Source organism: Sphingomonas sp. ABOLE, from assembly GCF_003950455.1.
Taxonomy (GTDB): domain Bacteria; phylum Pseudomonadota; class Alphaproteobacteria; order Sphingomonadales; family Sphingomonadaceae; genus Sphingomonas; species Sphingomonas trueperi.
Map to the genome: position 1 here is coordinate 98,275 of NZ_QQWY01000016.1, position 18,420 is coordinate 116,694.

Here is an 18,420-nt window from a genome sequence, read left to right on the forward strand (position 1 = left end):
CAGATGGACGTCGTGATCCTCGGTGCCGGCATCGCCGGCCTGGCCTGTGCCGATCAGCTGCTCGCCGCCGGGCACCGGGTGACCTTGTTCGACAAGGGCCGCGGGCCCGGCGGGCGAATGTCGACCCGGCGGGTCGAGGTCGACGGCGAGACGCTCCACTTCGACCACGGCGCGCAGTATTTCACCGTCCGCGACGAGCGGTTCCGGCGCCTCGTGCAGGACTGGCAGGCGCAGGGCCTGGCCAGCCCCTGGGATGAGGCCGGGCCGGACGCCTGGGTCGGCACTCCGACGATGAATGCGCCGGTGCGCCACATGGCGTCGGCACATCAGGTGCATTTCGGGCATCATATCGTCGGCCTGACGCGCAACGCGCAGGGCTGGCACGTCCGGCTGCAGGCGCAGCAGCATGGGCCGTTCGACGCGGCGATCATCGCGCTGCCGGCCGAGCAGGCCGCGGCGATCCTTGGCACCCACGACCTGATGATGGCGGCTGATGCGATGGCGGCACGCTCGCAGCCCTGCTGGACCGCGATGATCGCGTTCGAGGATCGCGTGCCGATCGCGGCCGACAGCATCCGCCAGCGGGGGATCATCGGCTGGGCAGCGCGCGACGGTGCCAAGCCAGGGCGCCACGATGGGGAGACCTGGGTGGTGCAGGGTCATGGCTCCTGGTCGACCCAGCATCTCGAGGACAGCGCAGATGCCGTGGCGCAGGCGCTGCTCGGCGCCCTGCTCGCGCATGCTGACGGTGCGGTGCCGGCGGTTCGCTACCTCGCCGCGCATCGCTGGCGCTTCGCGATGACGCCGGGTATCGACAAGGGCGCGCTGTGGAACGGGTCGCTCCGGCTCGGCGCCTGTGGCGACTGGCTGCAGGGCCCGCGCGTCGAGCTGGCCTGGCTCTCCGGCCACCGCCTGGGGACGATGATCGGCAGCGCGGCAGCCGCCGCCTGATCAGAGGATGGCGAGCGCCAGCGTCAGAGCACCAAGCCCCGTGGAAAGCTGGAGGCGCAGTGCGATCCAACCGTACACGGTGGCCTGTTTGCGAGCGAGCGCAAGGTCCACGACCGGCGAGAGCAGGATCGCTGCTCCGAGCACGAGCAGCGCTTCCTGCGTGGTCCAGCCGAGCAGCCGGAGCAGCATCAGCCCCCAGGCGACCAGCGACGGCAGCACCGCGATGGTGAACAGCGCGGGGGACGCCTTCCCGCGCGCGATGCCCTGCCCCCACCAGAGCCCGCCGAGAAAGCTGAAGATCAGCGCGGCATAGCCGAACCCGGCGTCGAGCAGCGGCGCGCGGTGCATCGGCACCAACCCGAGACCGGCCGCGCAGCCGATCAGCGGCAGCAGTCCGGCATAGCCGAGCAAACGCGCGGCAGGAGCGAGCGAGGCGGGATTTTCCATGATGTCGGGATCGCCCGGGCGCCGCCAGCGCTCAACCTGTCCGAAAAGACATCGCGTGCCCAGCCCGCCCCTGCCCCACATGACCGTGCATGGCCCGCCTGATCCTCCTCCTCGGCGACCAGCTCAGCGCTGGCCTGTCCTCGCTCGCCGAGGGAGATCCGGCCGAGGACATGGTGCTGATGGCAGAAGTCGCCGAGGAGGCTCGGTACGTTCCGCATCACAAGAAGAAGCTCGCCTTCGTCTTCTCGGCGATGCGCCACTTCGCCGAGGAACTGCGGGGCAAGGGCTGGCAGGTTCGCTACACCCACCTCGAGGACCCCAAGAACCGCGGCAGCCTGGTCGGCGAGATCGAGCGTGCCCGCGAGGAACGCGACGTCGAGGAAATACTCTGCACCGAACCGGGCGAATGGCGCCTCCGCCAGGCGCTGGCCGCCGTGCCCGGCCTAACCTTCCTCCCCGACACCCGCTTCCTGATCGATCCCGGCGGCTTCCGTGCCTGGGCCCAAGGCCGCCGCCAATTGCGGATGGAGTATTTCTACCGCGACATGCGCCGCCGCACCCGGCTGCTGATGGACGGCGACAAGCCCGCCGGCGGCGAATGGAATTACGACCACGACAATCGCGGGACGCCGCCCCCCGGCACCGAGCCGCCGGCGCTCCCGGCGTTCGCGCCGGATGCGATCACCCGCGCGGTGCTGGCGCTGGTCGAGCATCGTTTTCCCGACAATTTCGGCGACCTGCAGCCCTTCGCGCTCGCCGTCACCCGCGCCGACGCCGAGAAGGCACGCGATCATTTCCTCAAGTACGCGCTGCCGCGCTTCGGCGACTATCAGGACGCAATGCGGCGCGGCGAGGCGGTGCTGTTCCACGCGCACCTCGCGCTCTACATGAACATCGGCCTGCTCGATCCGCTCGACCTCTGCCGCCGCGCCGAGGCGGAGTGGCGCGCCGGCCGCGTGCCGATCAACTCGGCCGAGGGATTCATCCGGCAGATCCTCGGCTGGCGCGAATATGTGCGCGGCATCTACTGGGTGCACATGCCGCTTTATGCCGAGGCCAACGCGCTGGAAGCGCGTCGCCCGCTCCCCGATTTCTACTGGACCGCCGCAACCGACATGGCCTGCATCCGCGACACAGTCGAGCAGACCCGCGCTTATGCCTATGCCCACCATATCCAGCGGCTGATGGTCACCGGCAATTTCGCGCTGCTCGCGGGCATCGACCCCTATCTGGTCCATGTCTGGTACATGGCGGTCTATGCCGATGCCTATGAGTGGGTGGAAATGCCCAATACCATCGGCATGGCGCTGTTTGCGGACGGCGGGATCATGGGCTCCAAGCCCTATGCGGCCAGCGGCGCCTATATCGACCGCATGTCCGATTATTGCGCCGGCTGCCGCTACCAGGTGAAGCTGAAGGCCGGGCCGGATGCCTGCCCGTTCAACTATCTCTACTGGGACTTCATCGCCCGCCACCGCGACCGCTTCGCGCGCAACCAGCGGATGGGCCCGATCGTGCGCAACCTTGATCGGATGAGCGAGGAGCGCAAGGCGGAGATCGCCGATGACGCCGCCCGCTTCCTTGACGCGCTGGTCCCCGCCGGGAGCCACTGGAATGGCTGAGCTCCTCACCGTCTGGTATGACGGCGGCTGCCCCTTGTGCACCCGCGAGATCGCGCTGATGCGGCGACTGGACCGGCGCGGGCACCTGCGCTTCGTGGATGTGCGCGACGACACCAGCAGTTGCCCGCTCGACCGCGGCGATTTGCTCGCGCGCTTCCATGTGAGCGACGCGCAAGGCCGTTTCTACAGCGGCGCGGCTGCATTCGCGGCGATGTGGCGGGCAATCCCGCTCTTGCGCCCGCTGGGATTGCTTGCACTGCTGCCCGGGGCGACATGGGCACTCGAACGGCTCTATCGCGCCTTCCTGCGCGTTCGACCCAAACTCCAGCGCTGGATGCGCGAAAGGGAACGGCATGGCGGATGATACGGGATATGACGGCCGCTCGCGGGCCGTGCCCAGGGGGCGGCTCGCCCGCTTCGGGGTGATGGGGCGGCTCGCCGGCGGGGTTGCCGGCAACGTCCTCGCCGAGGGCGCGAAGCGCCTCGTCGCCGGCGAGCGCCCGCAACTGCGCGACCTCGTCCTCACCCCCGGCAACGTCGCGCGCGCGACCGAGCAGCTGGCGCAGCTGCGCGGCGCGGCGATGAAGCTCGGGCAGATGATCTCGCTCGACGCCGGCGACGTGCTGCCCGACGAGCTCACCCAGATCCTCGCCCGCCTGCGCGACCGCGCCCATCACATGCCCCCCGCCCAGCTCCAGCAGGTGCTGGCGAAGGAATGGGGTGCCGATTGGCGCCGCCGTTTCGCGCTGTTCGAGGCGCACCCGATGGCCGCCGCGTCGATCGGCCAGGTCCACCGCGCCCGCCTGCCCGACGGGCGCATGCTCGCGATCAAGGTGCAGTACCCCGGCGTGCGCGAGAGCATCGACGCCGATGTCGACAATGTCGCGACCCTGCTCCGCCTGTCCGGCCTGCTGCCCAAGGGCCTCGACATCGCGCCGCTGCTCGGCGAGGCCAAGCGCCAGCTGCACGACGAGGCCGATTATGTCCGCGAAGCGGCGATGATGACGCGCTATGCTGACCATCTCGCTGGCGACGACCGCTATCTGGTGCCGCGCCCTGTGCCCGAACTGTCGACCATCAACGTGCTGGCGATGGACTATATCGCCGCCAAGCCGATCGAGACGCTGGAGGCGGCGGACCAGGACGAGCGCAACCGCGTCACCACCGCGCTGATCGATCTGGTACTGCAGGAGCTGTTCGCCTTCGCCTTCATCCAGACCGATCCCAATTTCGCCAACTATCGCTACCAGCCCGAAACCGAACGGCTGGTGCTGCTCGATTTCGGCGCTGCCATGCCCGTTACAGACGGTATTACAAACGGCTATCGTAACCTTCTCAAGGCTGGACTGAACAGTGATCGTGCTGCCGTGCGCGACGCCGCACAGGACCTCGGTTTTTTCAGCCCTGCCGCGCTCGAGCGCCACCCAGCCGTCATCGACCGGATGATCGCGCTGATCCTCGAACAGACCGATCGGGCCGACGATTTCGACTTCGGCGACCGTAGCTTCCTTCAGGCGGTGCGCGGCGAAGGCATGCAGATGGTCGAGGACCGCGCGGTATGGCACGTGCCGCCCGCGGACACGCTATTCGTCCAGCGCAAGATCAGCGGCATGGCGCTGCTCGCCGCCCGGTTCAAGGCACGCGTGGCGTTGCGCGGGCTGGTAGAGACGCGCCTCGCTCAATAGGGGATGCGAGCACCGTCCCAGGCGAACAGGCCGCCCGAATCCGCAGGAGCGAGCTTGCCCAGAACGCCCAAGAGGTAGCCGGCACTTCGATCTGGATTAAAAAGCTTTTCCTGCGGCACGCCACGCTGGAACGGGGCGGATAGACCGGTATCAACGGTACCCGGGTGGAGCGCCGCGACGATCGCCTGCGGGTGCGTCCGCCGCAGCTCGATCGCGAGGTTGACCATCAGCATGTTGAGCGCCGCCTTGGACGCACGATAGCTGTGCCAGCCGCCGAGCCGGTTGTCGGCGATCGACCCCACCCGCGCCGACAGTGCCGCAAACACCCCGCGGCGATCGCGCGGCAGCAGCGGCGCGAAGTGCTTGGCGATCAGCGCCGGTCCGATGCTGTTGACCGCGAACAGTACCGCCATCGCCGCGCCGTCCAGCGCGCGCAGCGCCTTTTCCGGCGAAGGGCCGCCGGGGCGGTGCAGCATCCCCGTTGCCACAAATACCAGGTCCACCGCCCCCTCCACCCCGGCGGCCGCGGCAGCGATGCTCGCCTCGTCGGTCAGGTCGAAGCCGAACGGCACCAGCTTCGCGTGCGCCGATGCGCCAGGGCGACGGCTGCCCGCGTAAATCCGCGCGATCGAGGGGTCGGCGGCGAGCTGCGCCACGATCGCGCCGCCGATCCCACCCGAAGCCCCGAACACCACCGCCTGCCTATCCATGCGCGGCACTCTCTGCGCCCCGCCTCCCCGGCGCAACCTGTCCGCACGGCCGCCGCTGAGGCCATGCGGTATACAGATGCGACCGCCTGCCCTTTTTGCGCCGCGAAATCATGGCTAGGACGACTGCGTGATGCGTGCCCTACTCCTTGCCTTTCCGCTGCTGCTCGCGAACGCCGAGGATCCGCCGATCCCGCCGACGATCAAGGCGATGCTCGACGCGGCGATGAGCTCGGGCAACGAGGCGGACGTTGCCGTCATCGTCAAATATGCCAAGACCGCCGATCCGGCGAGCGCACCGCTGGTCGCCAAGATCGCCGGCGAATGGCGCTCGAGCCGTCGCGAAGTCGCGCAGCAGGCGCTGCGCGAGGCGCATTTCCTCCAGCTGGTGAAGGGCCATGTCGAGCTCGGCGGCTATGTGCAGACCGGCAACTCGGAGAATATCGGCGTCACCGCCGCAGCCGAGGTGAAGCGCGAAGGCATCGAATGGCGGCACAAGGTGCGCGTCCAAGCCGATTACCAGGAAAGCCTCGGTCTCACCACGCGCGAACGCTACCTCGCCGCCTATGAGCCCAACTGGAAGTTTGACGATCGGGCGTACATGTACGGTGCCGCGCAATATGAAAGCGATCGCTTCTCGGGCTTCGGCGACCGTGTCTCCCTCTCGGCCGGTGCCGGCTACAGCGCGATCAAGAGTTCGGCGGTCAAGCTCGACGTCGAGCTCGGCCCCGCCTATCGTTACACCCGCTTCATCGGCGCGCCGACCGAGAACAACATCGCGGCGCGCGGCTCGCTCGACTTCTCGTGGCGGCTGTCGCGCGGCATGTCGATCACCCAGCAGGCCTCGGCCTATGTCGAGAAGGACAACAGCACCGTCGCGACCAAGTCGGCGCTGCTCGCCAAGCTCATCGGGCCGCTTTCGGCGCAGTTCAGCTATACGGTGCAATATGAAAGCTCGCCGCCGCTCGGCCGCCTGACCACGGACACCACCAGCCGCGCCGCGCTCGTCGTCGATTTCTGATCGGTAGGTCGCCGGGGGTGTTCAATCCCCCCGGTTCCGCGCTACCACGCCCCCATGACCATGCTATCCGCGATCGAACGGACGGCGATCGAGCGCGCACAAGCCGCGCCGATGCTGGAGAGGACCTTGGAGTGGGCGGCGATCAACAGCGGCACCCGCAACCTGGCGGGGCTGTCCGCCATGGCGGCGACGCTGGCGGACGCCTTTTCAGTGCTGCCCGGTGCGCTGGAACTCGTCGAGCCCGAGCCGGTGGAGACGGTGGCGCCGGGCGGTGCCGTAGAGCCGCTGGCCCATGGCCGCCACCTGCTGCTGACGGTACGGCCCGACGCGCCGGTGCAGGTCCTGCTCACCGGCCATATGGACACGGTGTTCGCCGCCGATCATCCCTTCCAGCAGGCGCAGTGGCTGGCCGATGGCCGCCTCAACGCGCCCGGCGCCGCCGACATGAAAGGCGGCCTGTCGCTGATGCTCGCAGCACTCGACGCGGCCGAGGCGAGCCCGCTGGCCGAGCGTTTCGGCTATACGGTGCTGATCAACTCGGACGAGGAGACGGGGTCGCTCTCCTCGCGCGCGCTGATCGCCCGCGCCGCGCTGGGCAAGACGGCCGCGCTCACCTATGAGCCCGCGCTGCCCGACGGCACCCTCGCCGGGGCGCGGGGCGGAACGGGCAATTTCTCGCTCGTCGTCCATGGCCGCAGCGCCCATGCCGGCCGCAACCCCGAAGAGGGCCGCAACGCGCTCGTCGCCGCGGCGGCGCTGGCGGTGATGCTGGCCGATGCGAAGGCGCCCGGGCTGTCGGTGAACCCGGCGCGGATCGACGGCGGCGGCCCCAACAATGTCGTGCCCGACCTCGCCATCCTGCGGGTGAACTTCCGCCCCGGCGATGCCGCCGCGACCGCCCGCGCGCAGGCCGCGCTCGATGCCGCGATCGCGCAGGTGTCGGCCGCGCACGAGGTCCGCATCGAACTGCACGGCAGCTTCAACCGCCCGCCTAAGCCGATCGACCCGGCCGCCGCCCGCCTGTTCGACCTCGTCCGCGACGCCGGCGCCGATCTCGGCATCCCGATCGCCTGGAAAGCGACCGGCGGCGTCTGCGACGGCAACAACATCGCGGCGTGCGGGGTGCCGGTGGTCGACACCATGGGCGCCCGCGGCGGCGCCATCCATTCCATGGAGGAATTTCTGATCCCCGAAAGCCTGCCCGAGCGCGCCGCGCTCTCGGTCCTCACCCTGCTCCGCCTTGCCGAGCGGGGCCGGCCATGAGCAGCTTCCGCATCCGCGCCGCACGCGACGAGGATCTTCAGCATCTGTATGAGATGGCGAAGCTAACCGGCGGCGGTTTTACCAATTTGCCGCCGGACAAGCCCGCCCTTCGCGCCAAGCTCGATCGCAGCCATGCCGCCTTTGCGCGCGGCGAGGATGCGGAGGTCGCGGACGACCTGTTCGTGCTGATCCTCGAAAATGTCGAAACCGGCGAGGTGCGCGGCACCTGCCAGATCTTCACCCGCGTCGGCGACAAATGGCCCTTCTACAGCTATCGCATCGGCACGGTTACCAAGCATAGTCAGGAACTTAAGCGGACCTTCCGTGCGGAGATCTTAAGTCTTGTCAACGACCTGGAAGGCTGCAGCGAAGTCGGCGGGCTGTTCCTTCACCCGGGCGAACGCGCCGGCGGCCTGGGGCTGCTCCTCGCCCGCGCCCGCTATCTGTTCATCGCCCAGCACCGCGCGCGTTTCGCCGACCGAATCCTCGCGGAACTGCGCGGGGTGATCGACGAGGCCGGCGGCTCGCCCTTCTGGGACGGGGTCGCCGGGCGCTTCTTCGGGATGAATTTCCAGCAGGCGGACGAGTTCAACGCCACCCATGGCAACCAGTTCATCGCCGATCTGATGCCCAAGCATCCGGTCTATACCGCGATGCTATCGGAAAGCGCGCGGGCGGTGATCGGCCTGCCGCATCCCTCGGGTCGCGCGGCGATGCGGATGCTGGAAAATGAAGGATTTGCGTTCGAAAGCTATATCGACATCTTCGATGGTGGCCCGACCATGACCGCCCGCACCGACCAGGTGAAGACGGTCCGCGAAACCCAGCGCGCGACCATCGCGGCGATCGCTGGCGGCGGCGAGCCGGCGCTGGTCGCCTCGGGCACCTTGTCGGAGTTTCAGTCCGCGCTGGCGCAAATCACCCCGTCCGAAGGCGGCATCACGCTCGACCCGGTCTCGGCCGAGGCGCTGGGCCTGTCGGTCGGCGACAGTGTGCTGTGGGTGGCGCGCTGATGCTCGTCGAGATCAATTTCGACGGGATCGTCGGGCCCAGCCACAATTATGCCGGTCTCAGCCCCGGCAACCTCGCCGCGACGCGTAACCGCGGCGCCGTCTCCCACCCGCGCGCCGCCGCCTTGCAGGGCGTCGCCAAGATGCGCGCCAATCTCGCGCTCGGTCTGCACCAGGGCATTCTGCTGCCCCATGCCCGGCCCGACCATCACTGGCTGGCCCAGCTCGGGCTCCGCTACGAGCAAGCACCGCCGCACAGCCAGGCCCAGGCGCTTTCCGCCTCGCCGATGTGGGCCGCCAACGCGGCCACGGTCTCACCCGCGCCCGACACCGCGGACGGCCGCTGCCACCTGAGCGTGGCCAATCTCGTGACGATGCCCCATCGCAGCCACGAATGGCCGGAGACGCTGGCGCAGCTCCGCCTCGCCTTTGCCGATCCCGCCTTTGCGGTCCACGGACCGGTGCCGCCCCCCTTCGGCGACGAGGGCGCGGCCAACCATATGCGGCTCGCACCTGCGCACGGCGCGCCAGGCGTGGAAGTCTTCGTCTACGGCGTCGCCGGCGGCCCCTTCCCCGCGCGCCAGCATCCCGATGCCAGCGCCGCGGTCGCGCGGCGGCACCTGCTCGATCCCGAGCGCACCCTGTTCGTCCAGCAATCGGAAGAGGCGATCGCCGCCGGCGCTTTCCACAACGATGTCGTCGCGGTGACCAATGGCCGGGTGCTGTTCGCCCACGAACAGGCCTTTGCCGACAAGGACCGCTTTTACGATCAGCTCCGCACCGCGATGCCCGAGGTCGAGATCGTCGAAGTGCCCGCCGACCAGGTGAGCCTCGCCGACACCATCGCCTCCTATCTGTTCAACGCCCAGCTGGTCACCGTGCCGAGCGGCGACACCGTGCTGGTCGTGCCGAGCGAGGCGCGCGATACGCCCGCCGTATGGAACTGGCTCGAGGCCCATGTCGCGGGGAACGGACCGATCCGCCGGGTCGAGGTGGCAGACGTGCGCGAATCCATGGCCAATGGCGGCGGCCCCGCCTGCCTCCGCCTGCGTGTCGTCGCCGATCCGGCGACGATCGACCCGCGGTTCCTGGTCGATACCGCCAAGCTCGATCGCATCGCTGCGGTCATCGAGGCGCACTGGCCCGAGGCGATCGACCCGAACGCGATCGCCGATCCGGCGTTGATCGCCCGCATCGAAGCCGCGCGCGCGGCGCTGTTCGAGGCGCTCGACCTTGTCGGGTTACTTGACAGTTTACCATGACCGCCCGCTGAGAAACGCCGCTGTCCTGCGATTGGCACGCGGCTTGCTAAGTGGTGGCCATGCTGTACCGCATCGGCCGCCTCTTCGTGATCAAGTCGAAGTTCGAAGCCTTTCTGGTGATCTTCGGGCTCGCCAACGGCGCGGTCGAGCGCGGCTTCCATTATATGAGCCTGTATCCGGGCCTGGGCGGCAAGCTGCTGTTCGCGGTGTGCCCGATCGCCGTGTTCATGGCCGGCGGCAAGATCCTCGACAGCCTCGAAGCGCGCGCCTGACCCCGGAAACACAAACCCCCGCCGAGCAGGTGCTCTGGCGGGGGTAATGGCGCGCCCGGAACGATTCGAACGTCCGACCCTCAGATTCGTAGTCTGATGCTCTATCCAGCTGAGCTACGGGCGCCTGGTGGAGGCGAGCGTTTATCGGCGGAATTCGGAGAGCGCAACCCCGTTGCACCAAGTTTTCCACAAGCATATGGCAAGCCCATGCGATCGCTCTCCCTTCTCGCCGCTGGCGCCGCGCTGCTCGCCGGCTGCGCCCAGTCAGCCACGCGCTATCCCTCGCTGCTACCGCGCGCGAACGAAGGGCTGAACTTTACCGAGCCCAAGCGGCCGACTCCGCAGGCCACGCCCGATGCGGCGCTGGATGGGCAGATTGCGGCGCTCACGGCGAAGATCGATTCGGCCGATGGCGAGTTTCAGACGGCGGCGAAGGATGCCGAGGCGAAGGTTGCGCGCGCCCGCGGCCAGGCCGCGGGCACAAGCGCGTGGCTCGATGCCCAGACCGCGCTCAGCGTGCTCGACGGGATCCGCTCGCGCACCGCGGTGACGCTCGCCGACATGGACCAGCTGCGGATCGAGCGTGCCCAGGGCGGCCAGCCCGATTATCCGGCGCTCCAGGCGGCGATGGACCGCGCGGGCGCAATCGTCGCCGCCCAGGAAAGCCGCGCGCGGGCGCTGGAGGCGGCGATCGCCCCCAGCTGAGCCCGATCAGGGCTTGGCCGCGTCCTTGGTGGTGTTGTCGTTCGCCGCGACCGGGGTCGGCGTCGGCGGCGGGCCCTTGGCGATCGTCCCGGCGAGCGTGGTCGCGTCGACGCAGCCCGTCTTGCAGATCGTCTTGATCTTGGCGAGATTGTCCTTGGCGCGGGTCATCGCACCCTTGGCGACCATCGCCTCGCCCTGGCCGCGCAGCGCGATCACGTCGTTGGGATCGAGCTTGAGCGCCTCGCCATAGAAGCGGATCGCCTTGCCGGGCAGGTTCTGCGTGCGGGCGATATCGGCGAGCAGCACGAACGCCTCGCGATTGCGCGGATCGACCGCCAACGCGCTTTCGAGCAGGTCGTTGGCACCGCCGAGATTGCCCGCCGCCTGCGCACTGCGCGCCTGGCGCACCAGCTCGACCGAACGGGGTTCGAGCTGGCTGTCCGGCCGCTGCGCGCTCAGGCTGGTCGAAACCGTCAGCACCAGCAGCGCCGCCGCCACCGAGATCGTCGTGAACCGCATCAACATCTCCGAAACTCCATGGCCACGGGCTAGCATTGCCGCACCAGCTTCGCGACAAAAAACCCGTCGGTCGTGTCGTGCAGCGGCGTGAGCCGCAGCCCCTCGCCCCGGGGACGCCCCGCCGGCGCATCGAGCCGCACCGCCGCCCAGCCCGGCTGCGCCGCCACGAACCGCTCGACCTGCCCCGCCCCCTCGGCGTCGAGCAGCGAACAGACGATATGCACCAGCGCACCGCCCGGTCGCACCAGCCGCGCGGCGACGTCGAGCAGATGCGCCTGGGTATCGACATAGCGATCGAGCTGCGCCGGGGTCAGCCGCCAGCGCGCCTCGGGATTGCGCCGCCAGGTGCCGGTGCCCGAGCAGGGAGCATCGACCACCACGAGATCCGCCTGTTCGCGCCAATCGGCCAGCGCTTCGGCTTCCCGAGCGGGGTTGAGCAGCAACGTCTCGGCGATGGTCACACCCGCGCGCTCGGCCCGCGGCATCAGCTTCGACAGACGCGGCCGATCGACGTCGCAGGCGAGGATCCTGCCCTGGTTCGCCATCGCCGCAGCCAGCGCCAGCGTCTTGCCGCCGCCGCCGGCGCACAGGTCGATCACCGTCGTGCCCGGCGCCGCGCCCGCCAGCGCGCTGACCAGCTGGCTGCCGGCATCCTGCACCTCGAACGCGCCCTCGACATAGGCCTCGGTGCGATCGACGGGCGTTTCCTCGGGCAGCCGTAGCGCATCGGGGGCGAAGGCGAGCCGCTCGGCGCCGTCGAACAGCGCAGCCACGGCCTCGGGCGTCGCCTTGAGCCGGTTGACCCGAAGGTCGAGCGGCGCGCGGTCGAGCAGTGCCGCGCACTCGTCACCATCGAGCCCGGAAGCCTCAAACGCGGCCTCCAGCCACGCCGGGGCAACGCCTTGCGCCGCCACGGGCTCGCCCGCGGCGATGGCGGCGGGGCCGTAGCGCGAACCGTCGAACAGGTCCGCCAGCGCCGGCTGAGTCTGCGCGAGTGCCAGCATCGCGGCACGGCCCGACACCGGCACCTCGCCGCAGCGCCGGATCGCGTCATAGACGAGCGCGCGCACCGCGCGCCGGTCCTTGGCGCCGGCGAAGCGCCGCTCGGCAAACCAGCGCGCGAGGATCACGTCGGCGGCAGCACCGCGGTTGCGCGCGGCCGCGATCACCTGATCGAGCAGGTCGATCGCCATCTGTACACGTGCGGCAGGAGTCATGGCGGCAGCGCTAGGCCGAACGCCCGCGGAATGCAAAACACCCGCACGTCATCACGGATAGCCAGACAGGGCAATCCTTTGTACATCCGTGGTTTCGCATGGGGTGCGAAGTGGGGATCTTGGGGAAGCGTTCGGTGCGTGGCGTGGCAGCGTGGGTCTTGCTTCGCGGGTGGCGAGTATGGCTGCTCGGGTGGATGTTCGCGCCCTGGGCAGCGTTCGCGGTGCCGATCCCGCTCGATTCGCGCATTTGCCATGCCGTCTCGCCCCTCGAGGGGCCCAGCGGGGCACTAGCCGCGATCCGCTTCCGCTGCGGGGCGGCCCCCTCCGGCTACCAATCGGCACGACTATGGCTGCAGTTGGACCCGCAGCGCTACCGCATTCGCGGCGAGGCCCCGACGTTGCTCGTCCACCAGACGCGGTTCGATCGGCTCGCCGTCGCCTTCCGCTACGCCGATGGCAGCATCGAATGGCAGGAGGTCCGCGCCGGTGCCTTCGGAGACCATTGGCGGCCCGGTGCGCAGATCGCCTTCACACCGCGCGACCAGAAGACCGCCCTCACGTCGATCACGCTGCGCGTCGATCGGCTGGCGAGCTACCCGCTGCTGCGGCTCCGCCTGCTGCGCGCGGGCGAGGCGGACATCGAAACCGCCGTCCTCGGCGGGCTTGTCGGCGCGGCGCTCACGCTGTTGCTGGCGGGGGCGGCCTATAATCTGTCGCTCGCCCTCGGCACGCGCCGCGCCTATCTCGGCTGGCAGGGCGCCTGGGCCGCCACCGTCTTCCTGTGGGGCGCGATCTGGTCGCAGTTCGGCCTGCTGCTCTTGCCGGGCATGGCGGGGACGACGGCGGCGCAGACCAGCACCGCGCTGTCCGCCCTCTCCATCCTGCTGGCAACCCTGAGCGCGATCAGCGCGCTGGAGAAGGGCCGCATCCCCGGGCCGCTGCGCGCAACCGCGCTCGCCCTCGGCATCGCCGTCGCGGCGATCGGCATCCCCGCGACGCTGGCGCGAGGACCGCTGATCGAAAGCATCGCCTCGCCCCTCGCCGCGGCGGTGCTGGGCAATCTGGGAGCAGTGCTGGCGTGCCTCATCGTCGGCGCCCGCCGCGGCAGCGTCGAGGCGCGCGACCTGCTCGCGGCATGGTCGGTGCCGATGGCGGCGCTCGCCCTCACGCAGCTGGTCGATCTCGGAACGCTGTTCTGGGGCGGCGGCGCGCAGATCCTGGTGCTGTTCGCTTCCGCATGGCAGACGCTGTGGCTGTCGTTCGCGGCCAGCCGCAGGCTCGCCCGCATGCGCACCGAACGTGACCTCGCCCTCGCGGCCGAGGCACGCGCCAGCCGGCTCGCCGAGCATGATCCGCTGACGGCGATCCGCAACCGCCGGGGTTTCCTCGAAGCTGCCGACGCGCTGATCGCCACGGCGGCGCGCAACCAGATGTCGGTCGCGCTGCTGCTGGTCGACATCGACCGCTTCAAGGCGATCAACGACGAGCATGGCCATGACGCGGGCGACGTCGTGCTGTGCACGATCGCCGCGCGATTGGCACGGTGGGAGGGGCCGAGCTGTGTGGTCGCCAGGCTCGGGGGGGAGGAGTTCGCGCTGTTGACGATCGCCGCCGACCGGCCCGCGCTCGCGTTCGCCGAGCTGGTACGCGAGGCGATCGCCGCCTGCGACCATCGCGCGGCGATCGGCGACCGGCGCGTGACGATCAGCATCGGCGTCGCCGAAGGGCGGCACCGCGTCGATTTCGCCGCGCTGTATCGAGAAGCGGACCGCGCGCTTTACGCGGCGAAGCGCGGCGGCCGCAACCAGGTCCGCCATGCCGACAAGGTACCGGGGCCGGTCGCGAGCGGGCAAAGGCCCGCAGCGACCGGCTAGAGCATTTTCAAGTTGACCGTTTACGGCCAACGACTCGGAAAATGCGGCAATCGAAAACCTAGAGCGTCTTCGCCAAAGGTGAAAACGCTCTAGAACGCTCAGCGCGTCGGGTAGTTGGGCGCCTCGCGGGTGATCGTCACGTCGTGGACGTGGCTTTCCTTGAGGCCGGCATTGGTGATGCGCACGAAGCGCGCCTTCTTCTGGAACTCCGGCAGCGTCGCCGCGCCGACATAGCCCATCGACGCCTTCACGCCGCCGACCAGCTGGTGGATCACGTCGCGCGCCGGGCCCTTGTACGGCACCTGGCCCTCGATGCCCTCGGGCACCAGCTTGAGCTGGTCCTTGATGTCCTGCTGGAAATAGCGATCGGCCGAGCCCTTGGCCATCGCGCCGACCGAGCCCATGCCGCGATACGACTTGTAGGCGCGGCCCTGGTAGAGGAAGGTCTCGCCCGGTGCTTCCTCGGTACCCGCGAGCAGCGAGCCGATCATCGCGGCGCTGGCACCTGCGGCCAGCGCCTTGGCGATGTCGCCCGAAGTGCGGATACCGCCATCGGCGATCACCGGGATGCCCGACTTGGCGGCTTCGTTCGCCGCGTCCATCACCGCGGTGAGCTGCGGCACGCCGACGCCGGCGACGACGCGGGTGGTGCAGATCGAGCCCGGGCCGATGCCGACCTTGAGGCCGTCCGCGCCCGCATCGATCAGCGCGCGCGCGGCTTCGGCGGTCGCGATGTTGCCGGCGATCACCTGGACGCGGTTGGAGAGCTTCTTCACCCGCTCGACGGCGCGGCTGACGTCCTTGTTATGGCCGTGCGCGGTGTCGATCACGATCAGGTCGACCTCGGCATCGACCAGCGCCTCGGTGCGCGCGAAACCCTTGTCGCCCACCGTCGTCGCCGCCGCGACGCACAGCCGGCCGGTCGCGTCCTTGGTGGCGTGCGGATAGGTGACGGCCTTCTCGATGTCCTTGACCGTGATCAGCCCGACGCAGCGATAGGCGTCGTCGACCACCAGCAGCTTCTCGATCCGGCGCTGGTGGAGCAGCCGGCGCGCCTCTTCCTGCGCGACGCCCAGCTCCACCGTGGCGAGGTTCTGGTGCGTCATCAGCTCGGAGACGCGCTGCGCGGGGTTCTCGGCGAAGCGGACGTCGCGGTTGGTCAGGATGCCGACCAGCTTGCCGTCCGCCTCGACGATCGGGATGCCGCTGATCCGATGCCGCGCCATCAGTGCCTGCGCCTCGGCGAGCGTGCCCGTCGGCGCCATGGTGATCGGGTTGACGACCATGCCGCTTTCGAAACGCTTGACCAGGCGAACCGCCTCGACCTGCTCGTCGATTTCCATGTTGCGGTGGAGCACGCCGATGCCGCCGAGCTGCGCCATCACGATCGCCATGTCGGTTTCGGTAACCGTATCCATCGCCGAGGAGAGGATCGGGATGTTGAGCGCGAGGCCCTTGGTCACCTGGGTGCGCGTATCCGCCATGCTCGGCACGATTTCGGATTCGCCCGGATAGAGGAGGACGTCGTCGAACGTGAGGCCGAGAGGGATTTCCATGGGGGTGCGCCAAATCCTTGAGTCGAATGTTGGCGGCCCATGTAACCGCAAGGGTGCGGATGCGCTAGGGGGCAGCGTCAGGCGTCGACGCGAGGCTGTTCCGGGTAGAGCAGCGCGCGTTCCACCGCCACCTGCCGCCGGATCACCGCGGCGAGCTTGCGCGAGGCGGCGACATAGGCCGGCCACTCGGCCACGGCGCGCGCGGTGGGCCAGGCGATCGTGTGGTCGGTGTAGAACATCCGCATCTCGAAATTGCCGGCACGGAGCGACTGCACCGCCTCGGCGCGTGCACCGCCTTCCGCCATTGCGCCGTTGAACAGCAGGTCCATCGCCCGGCGGCGCGCGGCCACGGCGCGGGCGGTCTGGTAGCGGATACGGGAGAGCTCGGCCACGTCGCAGCACGGCAAGGCGAGCAACGCCTCGATCGCCCCGATCGCCTGGAGCAGCGTCCTGTCGAGCTCGTGCAGAGTCCCCATACAATAGACATAGAAGAACCGCAGACGCGGCGGACGCAGGCAATAGAATTTATTCGGTTTCGCCCGCACGTTGCAGAAGAAGCCGCGCTTGCGCCACGTGCATCGCCTCGATCATCCGATCGCGGAACCGTTCGGCACCGCCCTGGGCGGCGGCGAGCAACGCACGCGCATCGGCGATCTCGTCAGCGGTCGCGCCAAAGGCTTCCGCAGCGATCGCGATCTGGCCCGGGTGGATCAGCGTCTTGCCGTCGAACCCCAACGCCCGCCCCTCTCGGCACTCGGCAGCAAGACCCTCGCCATCGGCGAGCGCGTTGAACACGCCGTCGAGCGCCCAGCCATTCCCCGCCCGCGCCGCGAGCACCACGGTCTGCAGCGCGAGCGACAACCCGCCCCGCCCCGCCGCCGACGGGATGCCGAGGCTGGCCTTGAGGTCATTGGTCCCGGCGATCAGCCCGGCGACGCACGGCTGCGCAGCGATGGCCGCGGCGGCAAGCACCCCGGCCGGCGTTTCGATCATTGCCAGCAGCGGCTTTCCGAGCGTCGCGGCGATCCGCGCGGTGCTCGCGGCATCCTCCACCTTGGGCACGACGACCAGGTCCGCCGCCGAGCGCGCGGCCGCGGCGAGATCGGCCCCGTGCTCCGCCGCATCGACGCCGTTCACCCGAATGGCAGCGATCCGCTCGCCAAAGCCCTCCGTCGCCGCTGCCGCCGCAGCCTCACGCGCGGCATCCTTGTCCTCGGGCTTCACCGCATCCTCCAGGTCGAGGATCACCATGTCGCAATCGAGCGTCCGCGCCTTGGCGATCGCGCGCGGGTTCGATGCGGGGAGGAACAGGGCGGTGCGGGGGGCGAGAGCCATGCTGGTCATCGCGCTTCTCTATGCTAGCACTAGGCCCCATTGCGAGGGGAGTCGGGGCGTATGGACGTGCTTTTCGTGTTTCTGGCCGGGCTGGTGGCGCTGGTGCTGTTCTACCTGCTCGCCAGCGTGAAGATCGTGACCCAGGGCTATCAGTACACGATCGAGCATTTCGGCCGCTTCACCACCGTCGCCGCGCCCGGCTTCAACTTCTACCCCGCCTTTTTCTACCGTGTCGGCCGCAAGGTAAACATGATGGAGCAGGTGATCGACATCCCCGGCCAGGAGATCATCACCAAGGACAATGCGATGATCTCCACCGACGGGGTGGTGTTCTTCCAGGTGCTCGATGCCGCCAAGGCCGCCTATGAGGTGTCGGACCTCTATGTCGCGCTGCTCCAGCTGACCACGACCAACCTGCGCACGGTGATGGGCTCGATGGACTTGGACGAGACGCTGTCCAAACGTGACGAGATCAACGCCCGGCTGCTCTCGGTGGTCGACCATGCGACGACGCCCTGGGGGGTGAAGATCACCCGCGTCGAGATCAAGGACATCCGCCCGCCCGCCGACATTGTCAACGCGATGGGCCGCCAGATGAAGGCCGAGCGCGAGAAGCGCGCCAATATCCTCGAAGCCGAGGGCAGCCGCCAGTCGGAGATCCTGCGCGCCGAGGGGCAGAAGCAGGCGCGGATCCTGGAGGCGGAAGGCCGCCGCGAATCCGCCTTCCGCGACGCCGAGGCCCGCGAGCGCGCCGCCCAGGCCGAAGCGGAGGCGACCCGGCTGGTCTCCGACGCGATCGAGTCCGGCAGCGCCCAGTCGCTCAACTATTTCATCGCGCAGAAGTACGTCGAGGCGGTCGGCAAGTTCGCGACGTCGCCGAATGCCAAGACGATCCTGTTCCCGGTCGAGGCGACCCAGCTGATTGGGACGCTGGGCGGCATCGGCGAGCTCGCCAAGGATGCGCTGTCCGGCGG

Annotated in this window: 19 protein-coding genes and 1 tRNA gene; 12 read left to right on the forward strand and 8 right to left on the reverse strand. The window is 69.2% G+C overall.

The features are described 5' to 3' along the window. Positions 1–3: 3 nt before the first annotated feature. Positions 4–951: an FAD-dependent oxidoreductase gene (locus CA234_RS11925; RefSeq protein ID WP_126001781.1), complete on the forward strand. Its 948-nt coding sequence runs from the start codon at positions 4–6 to the stop codon at positions 949–951. On the opposite strand, the gene CA234_RS11930 is transcribed toward CA234_RS11925, so the two are convergent. Further along, positions 952–1,398 (reverse strand): DUF3429 domain-containing protein, encoded by a 447-nt coding sequence (locus CA234_RS11930; RefSeq protein ID WP_126001782.1) that lies wholly within the window; start codon positions 1,396–1,398, stop codon positions 952–954. Positions 1,399–1,487: 89 nt separating this feature from the next. Between CA234_RS11930 and CA234_RS11935 the strand changes: the two genes are divergently transcribed. From CA234_RS11935 to CA234_RS11945, 3 genes are read left to right on the forward strand one after another with little or no spacing between them, the layout of a single operon-like run. Further along, positions 1,488–3,020 (forward strand): cryptochrome/photolyase family protein, encoded by a 1,533-nt coding sequence (locus tag CA234_RS11935; RefSeq protein ID WP_126001783.1) that lies wholly within the window; start codon positions 1,488–1,490, stop codon positions 3,018–3,020. Then, positions 3,013–3,384 carry a DUF393 domain-containing protein gene (locus CA234_RS11940; RefSeq protein WP_126001784.1) on the forward strand — a complete coding sequence of 124 codons (372 nt, stop codon included), beginning with the start codon at positions 3,013–3,015 and terminating at the stop codon, positions 3,382–3,384. The genes CA234_RS11935 and CA234_RS11940 overlap by 8 nt, the downstream gene beginning before the upstream one ends. Continuing rightward, a complete protein-coding gene (locus tag CA234_RS11945; RefSeq protein ID WP_126001785.1) occupies positions 3,374–4,705 on the forward strand; it encodes an AarF/ABC1/UbiB kinase family protein in 1,332 nt (443 codons plus the stop codon). The genes CA234_RS11940 and CA234_RS11945 overlap by 11 nt, the downstream gene beginning before the upstream one ends. Here CA234_RS11945 and CA234_RS11950 read toward each other — a convergent pair. Continuing rightward, positions 4,699–5,415: an SDR family NAD(P)-dependent oxidoreductase gene (locus CA234_RS11950; RefSeq protein WP_126001786.1), complete on the reverse strand. Its 717-nt coding sequence runs from the start codon at positions 5,413–5,415 to the stop codon at positions 4,699–4,701. The genes CA234_RS11945 and CA234_RS11950 overlap by 7 nt on opposite strands. 130 nt (positions 5,416–5,545) lie before the next feature. Here CA234_RS11950 and CA234_RS11955 point away from each other — a divergent pair, with 130 nt between their 5' ends. Genes CA234_RS11955 through CA234_RS11975 form a run of 5 tightly spaced genes read left to right on the forward strand, consistent with a single transcriptional unit; the run spans position 5,546 to position 10,240 of the window. After that, the gene (locus CA234_RS11955) at positions 5,546–6,433 is read left to right on the forward strand and encodes a DUF481 domain-containing protein (protein WP_126001787.1); all 888 of its coding nucleotides are present in this window, start codon (positions 5,546–5,548) and stop codon (positions 6,431–6,433) included. 54 nt (positions 6,434–6,487) lie between these two features. Further along, positions 6,488–7,696 (forward strand): hydrolase, encoded by a 1,209-nt coding sequence (locus tag CA234_RS11960; RefSeq protein ID WP_125974481.1) that lies wholly within the window; start codon positions 6,488–6,490, stop codon positions 7,694–7,696. Continuing rightward, the gene (locus CA234_RS11965; RefSeq protein ID WP_125974483.1) at positions 7,693–8,709 is read left to right on the forward strand and encodes an arginine N-succinyltransferase; all 1,017 of its coding nucleotides are present in this window, start codon (positions 7,693–7,695) and stop codon (positions 8,707–8,709) included. Before CA234_RS11960 ends, CA234_RS11965 begins: the two co-directional genes overlap by 4 nt. Next, positions 8,706–9,968 (forward strand): N-succinylarginine dihydrolase, encoded by a 1,263-nt coding sequence (locus CA234_RS11970; RefSeq protein ID WP_125974515.1) that lies wholly within the window; start codon positions 8,706–8,708, stop codon positions 9,966–9,968. The genes CA234_RS11965 and CA234_RS11970 overlap by 4 nt, the downstream gene beginning before the upstream one ends. Positions 9,969–10,027: 59 nt before the next feature. Next, complete coding sequence (locus CA234_RS11975; RefSeq protein ID WP_125974517.1) at positions 10,028–10,240, forward strand: hypothetical protein; 213 nt, start codon at positions 10,028–10,030, stop codon at positions 10,238–10,240. 47 nt (positions 10,241–10,287) lie between these two features. On the opposite strand, the gene CA234_RS11980 is transcribed toward CA234_RS11975, so the two are convergent. Next, positions 10,288–10,364 (reverse strand) — tRNA-Arg (locus CA234_RS11980). Between the two features lie 83 nt (positions 10,365–10,447). Here CA234_RS11980 and CA234_RS11985 point away from each other — a divergent pair. Continuing rightward, positions 10,448–10,945, forward strand: coding sequence for a hypothetical protein (locus CA234_RS11985; RefSeq protein ID WP_126001788.1), 498 nt, complete (start codon positions 10,448–10,450; stop codon positions 10,943–10,945). Positions 10,946–10,951: 6 nt separating this feature from the next. On the opposite strand, the gene CA234_RS11990 is transcribed toward CA234_RS11985, so the two are convergent. Both CA234_RS11990 and CA234_RS11995 read right to left on the reverse strand, forming a co-directional pair. Then, positions 10,952–11,464 (reverse strand): tetratricopeptide repeat protein, encoded by a 513-nt coding sequence (locus CA234_RS11990; RefSeq protein WP_126001796.1) that lies wholly within the window; start codon positions 11,462–11,464, stop codon positions 10,952–10,954. A 29-nt stretch (positions 11,465–11,493) separates the two neighbouring features. Continuing rightward, entirely contained in the window at positions 11,494–12,681 is a 1,188-nt protein-coding gene (locus CA234_RS11995) for an RsmB/NOP family class I SAM-dependent RNA methyltransferase (RefSeq protein ID WP_126001789.1), read from the reverse strand. Positions 12,682–12,875: 194 nt separating this feature from the next. Between CA234_RS11995 and CA234_RS12000 the strand changes: the two genes are divergently transcribed. Next, complete coding sequence (locus tag CA234_RS12000; RefSeq protein ID WP_241213472.1) at positions 12,876–14,555, forward strand: GGDEF domain-containing protein; 1,680 nt, start codon at positions 12,876–12,878, stop codon at positions 14,553–14,555. A gap of 98 nt (positions 14,556–14,653) precedes the next feature. Here CA234_RS12000 and guaB read toward each other — a convergent pair whose 3' ends face one another. From guaB to CA234_RS12015, 3 genes are all read right to left on the reverse strand, one after another. Continuing rightward, positions 14,654–16,111: an IMP dehydrogenase gene (gene guaB / locus CA234_RS12005; RefSeq protein WP_125974491.1), complete on the reverse strand. Its 1,458-nt coding sequence runs from the start codon at positions 16,109–16,111 to the stop codon at positions 14,654–14,656. A 77-nt stretch (positions 16,112–16,188) separates the two neighbouring features. Further along, complete coding sequence (locus CA234_RS12010; protein WP_125974493.1) at positions 16,189–16,587, reverse strand: hypothetical protein; 399 nt, start codon at positions 16,585–16,587, stop codon at positions 16,189–16,191. Between the two features lie 49 nt (positions 16,588–16,636). Beyond that, entirely contained in the window at positions 16,637–17,455 is an 819-nt protein-coding gene (locus CA234_RS12015; RefSeq protein WP_126001791.1) for a CoA ester lyase, read from the reverse strand. Between the two features lie 51 nt (positions 17,456–17,506). Between CA234_RS12015 and CA234_RS12020 the strand changes: the two genes are divergently transcribed. Further along, a partial coding sequence (locus CA234_RS12020; protein ID WP_164521795.1) for an SPFH domain-containing protein occupies positions 17,507–18,420 on the forward strand: 914 nt, incomplete at its 3' end.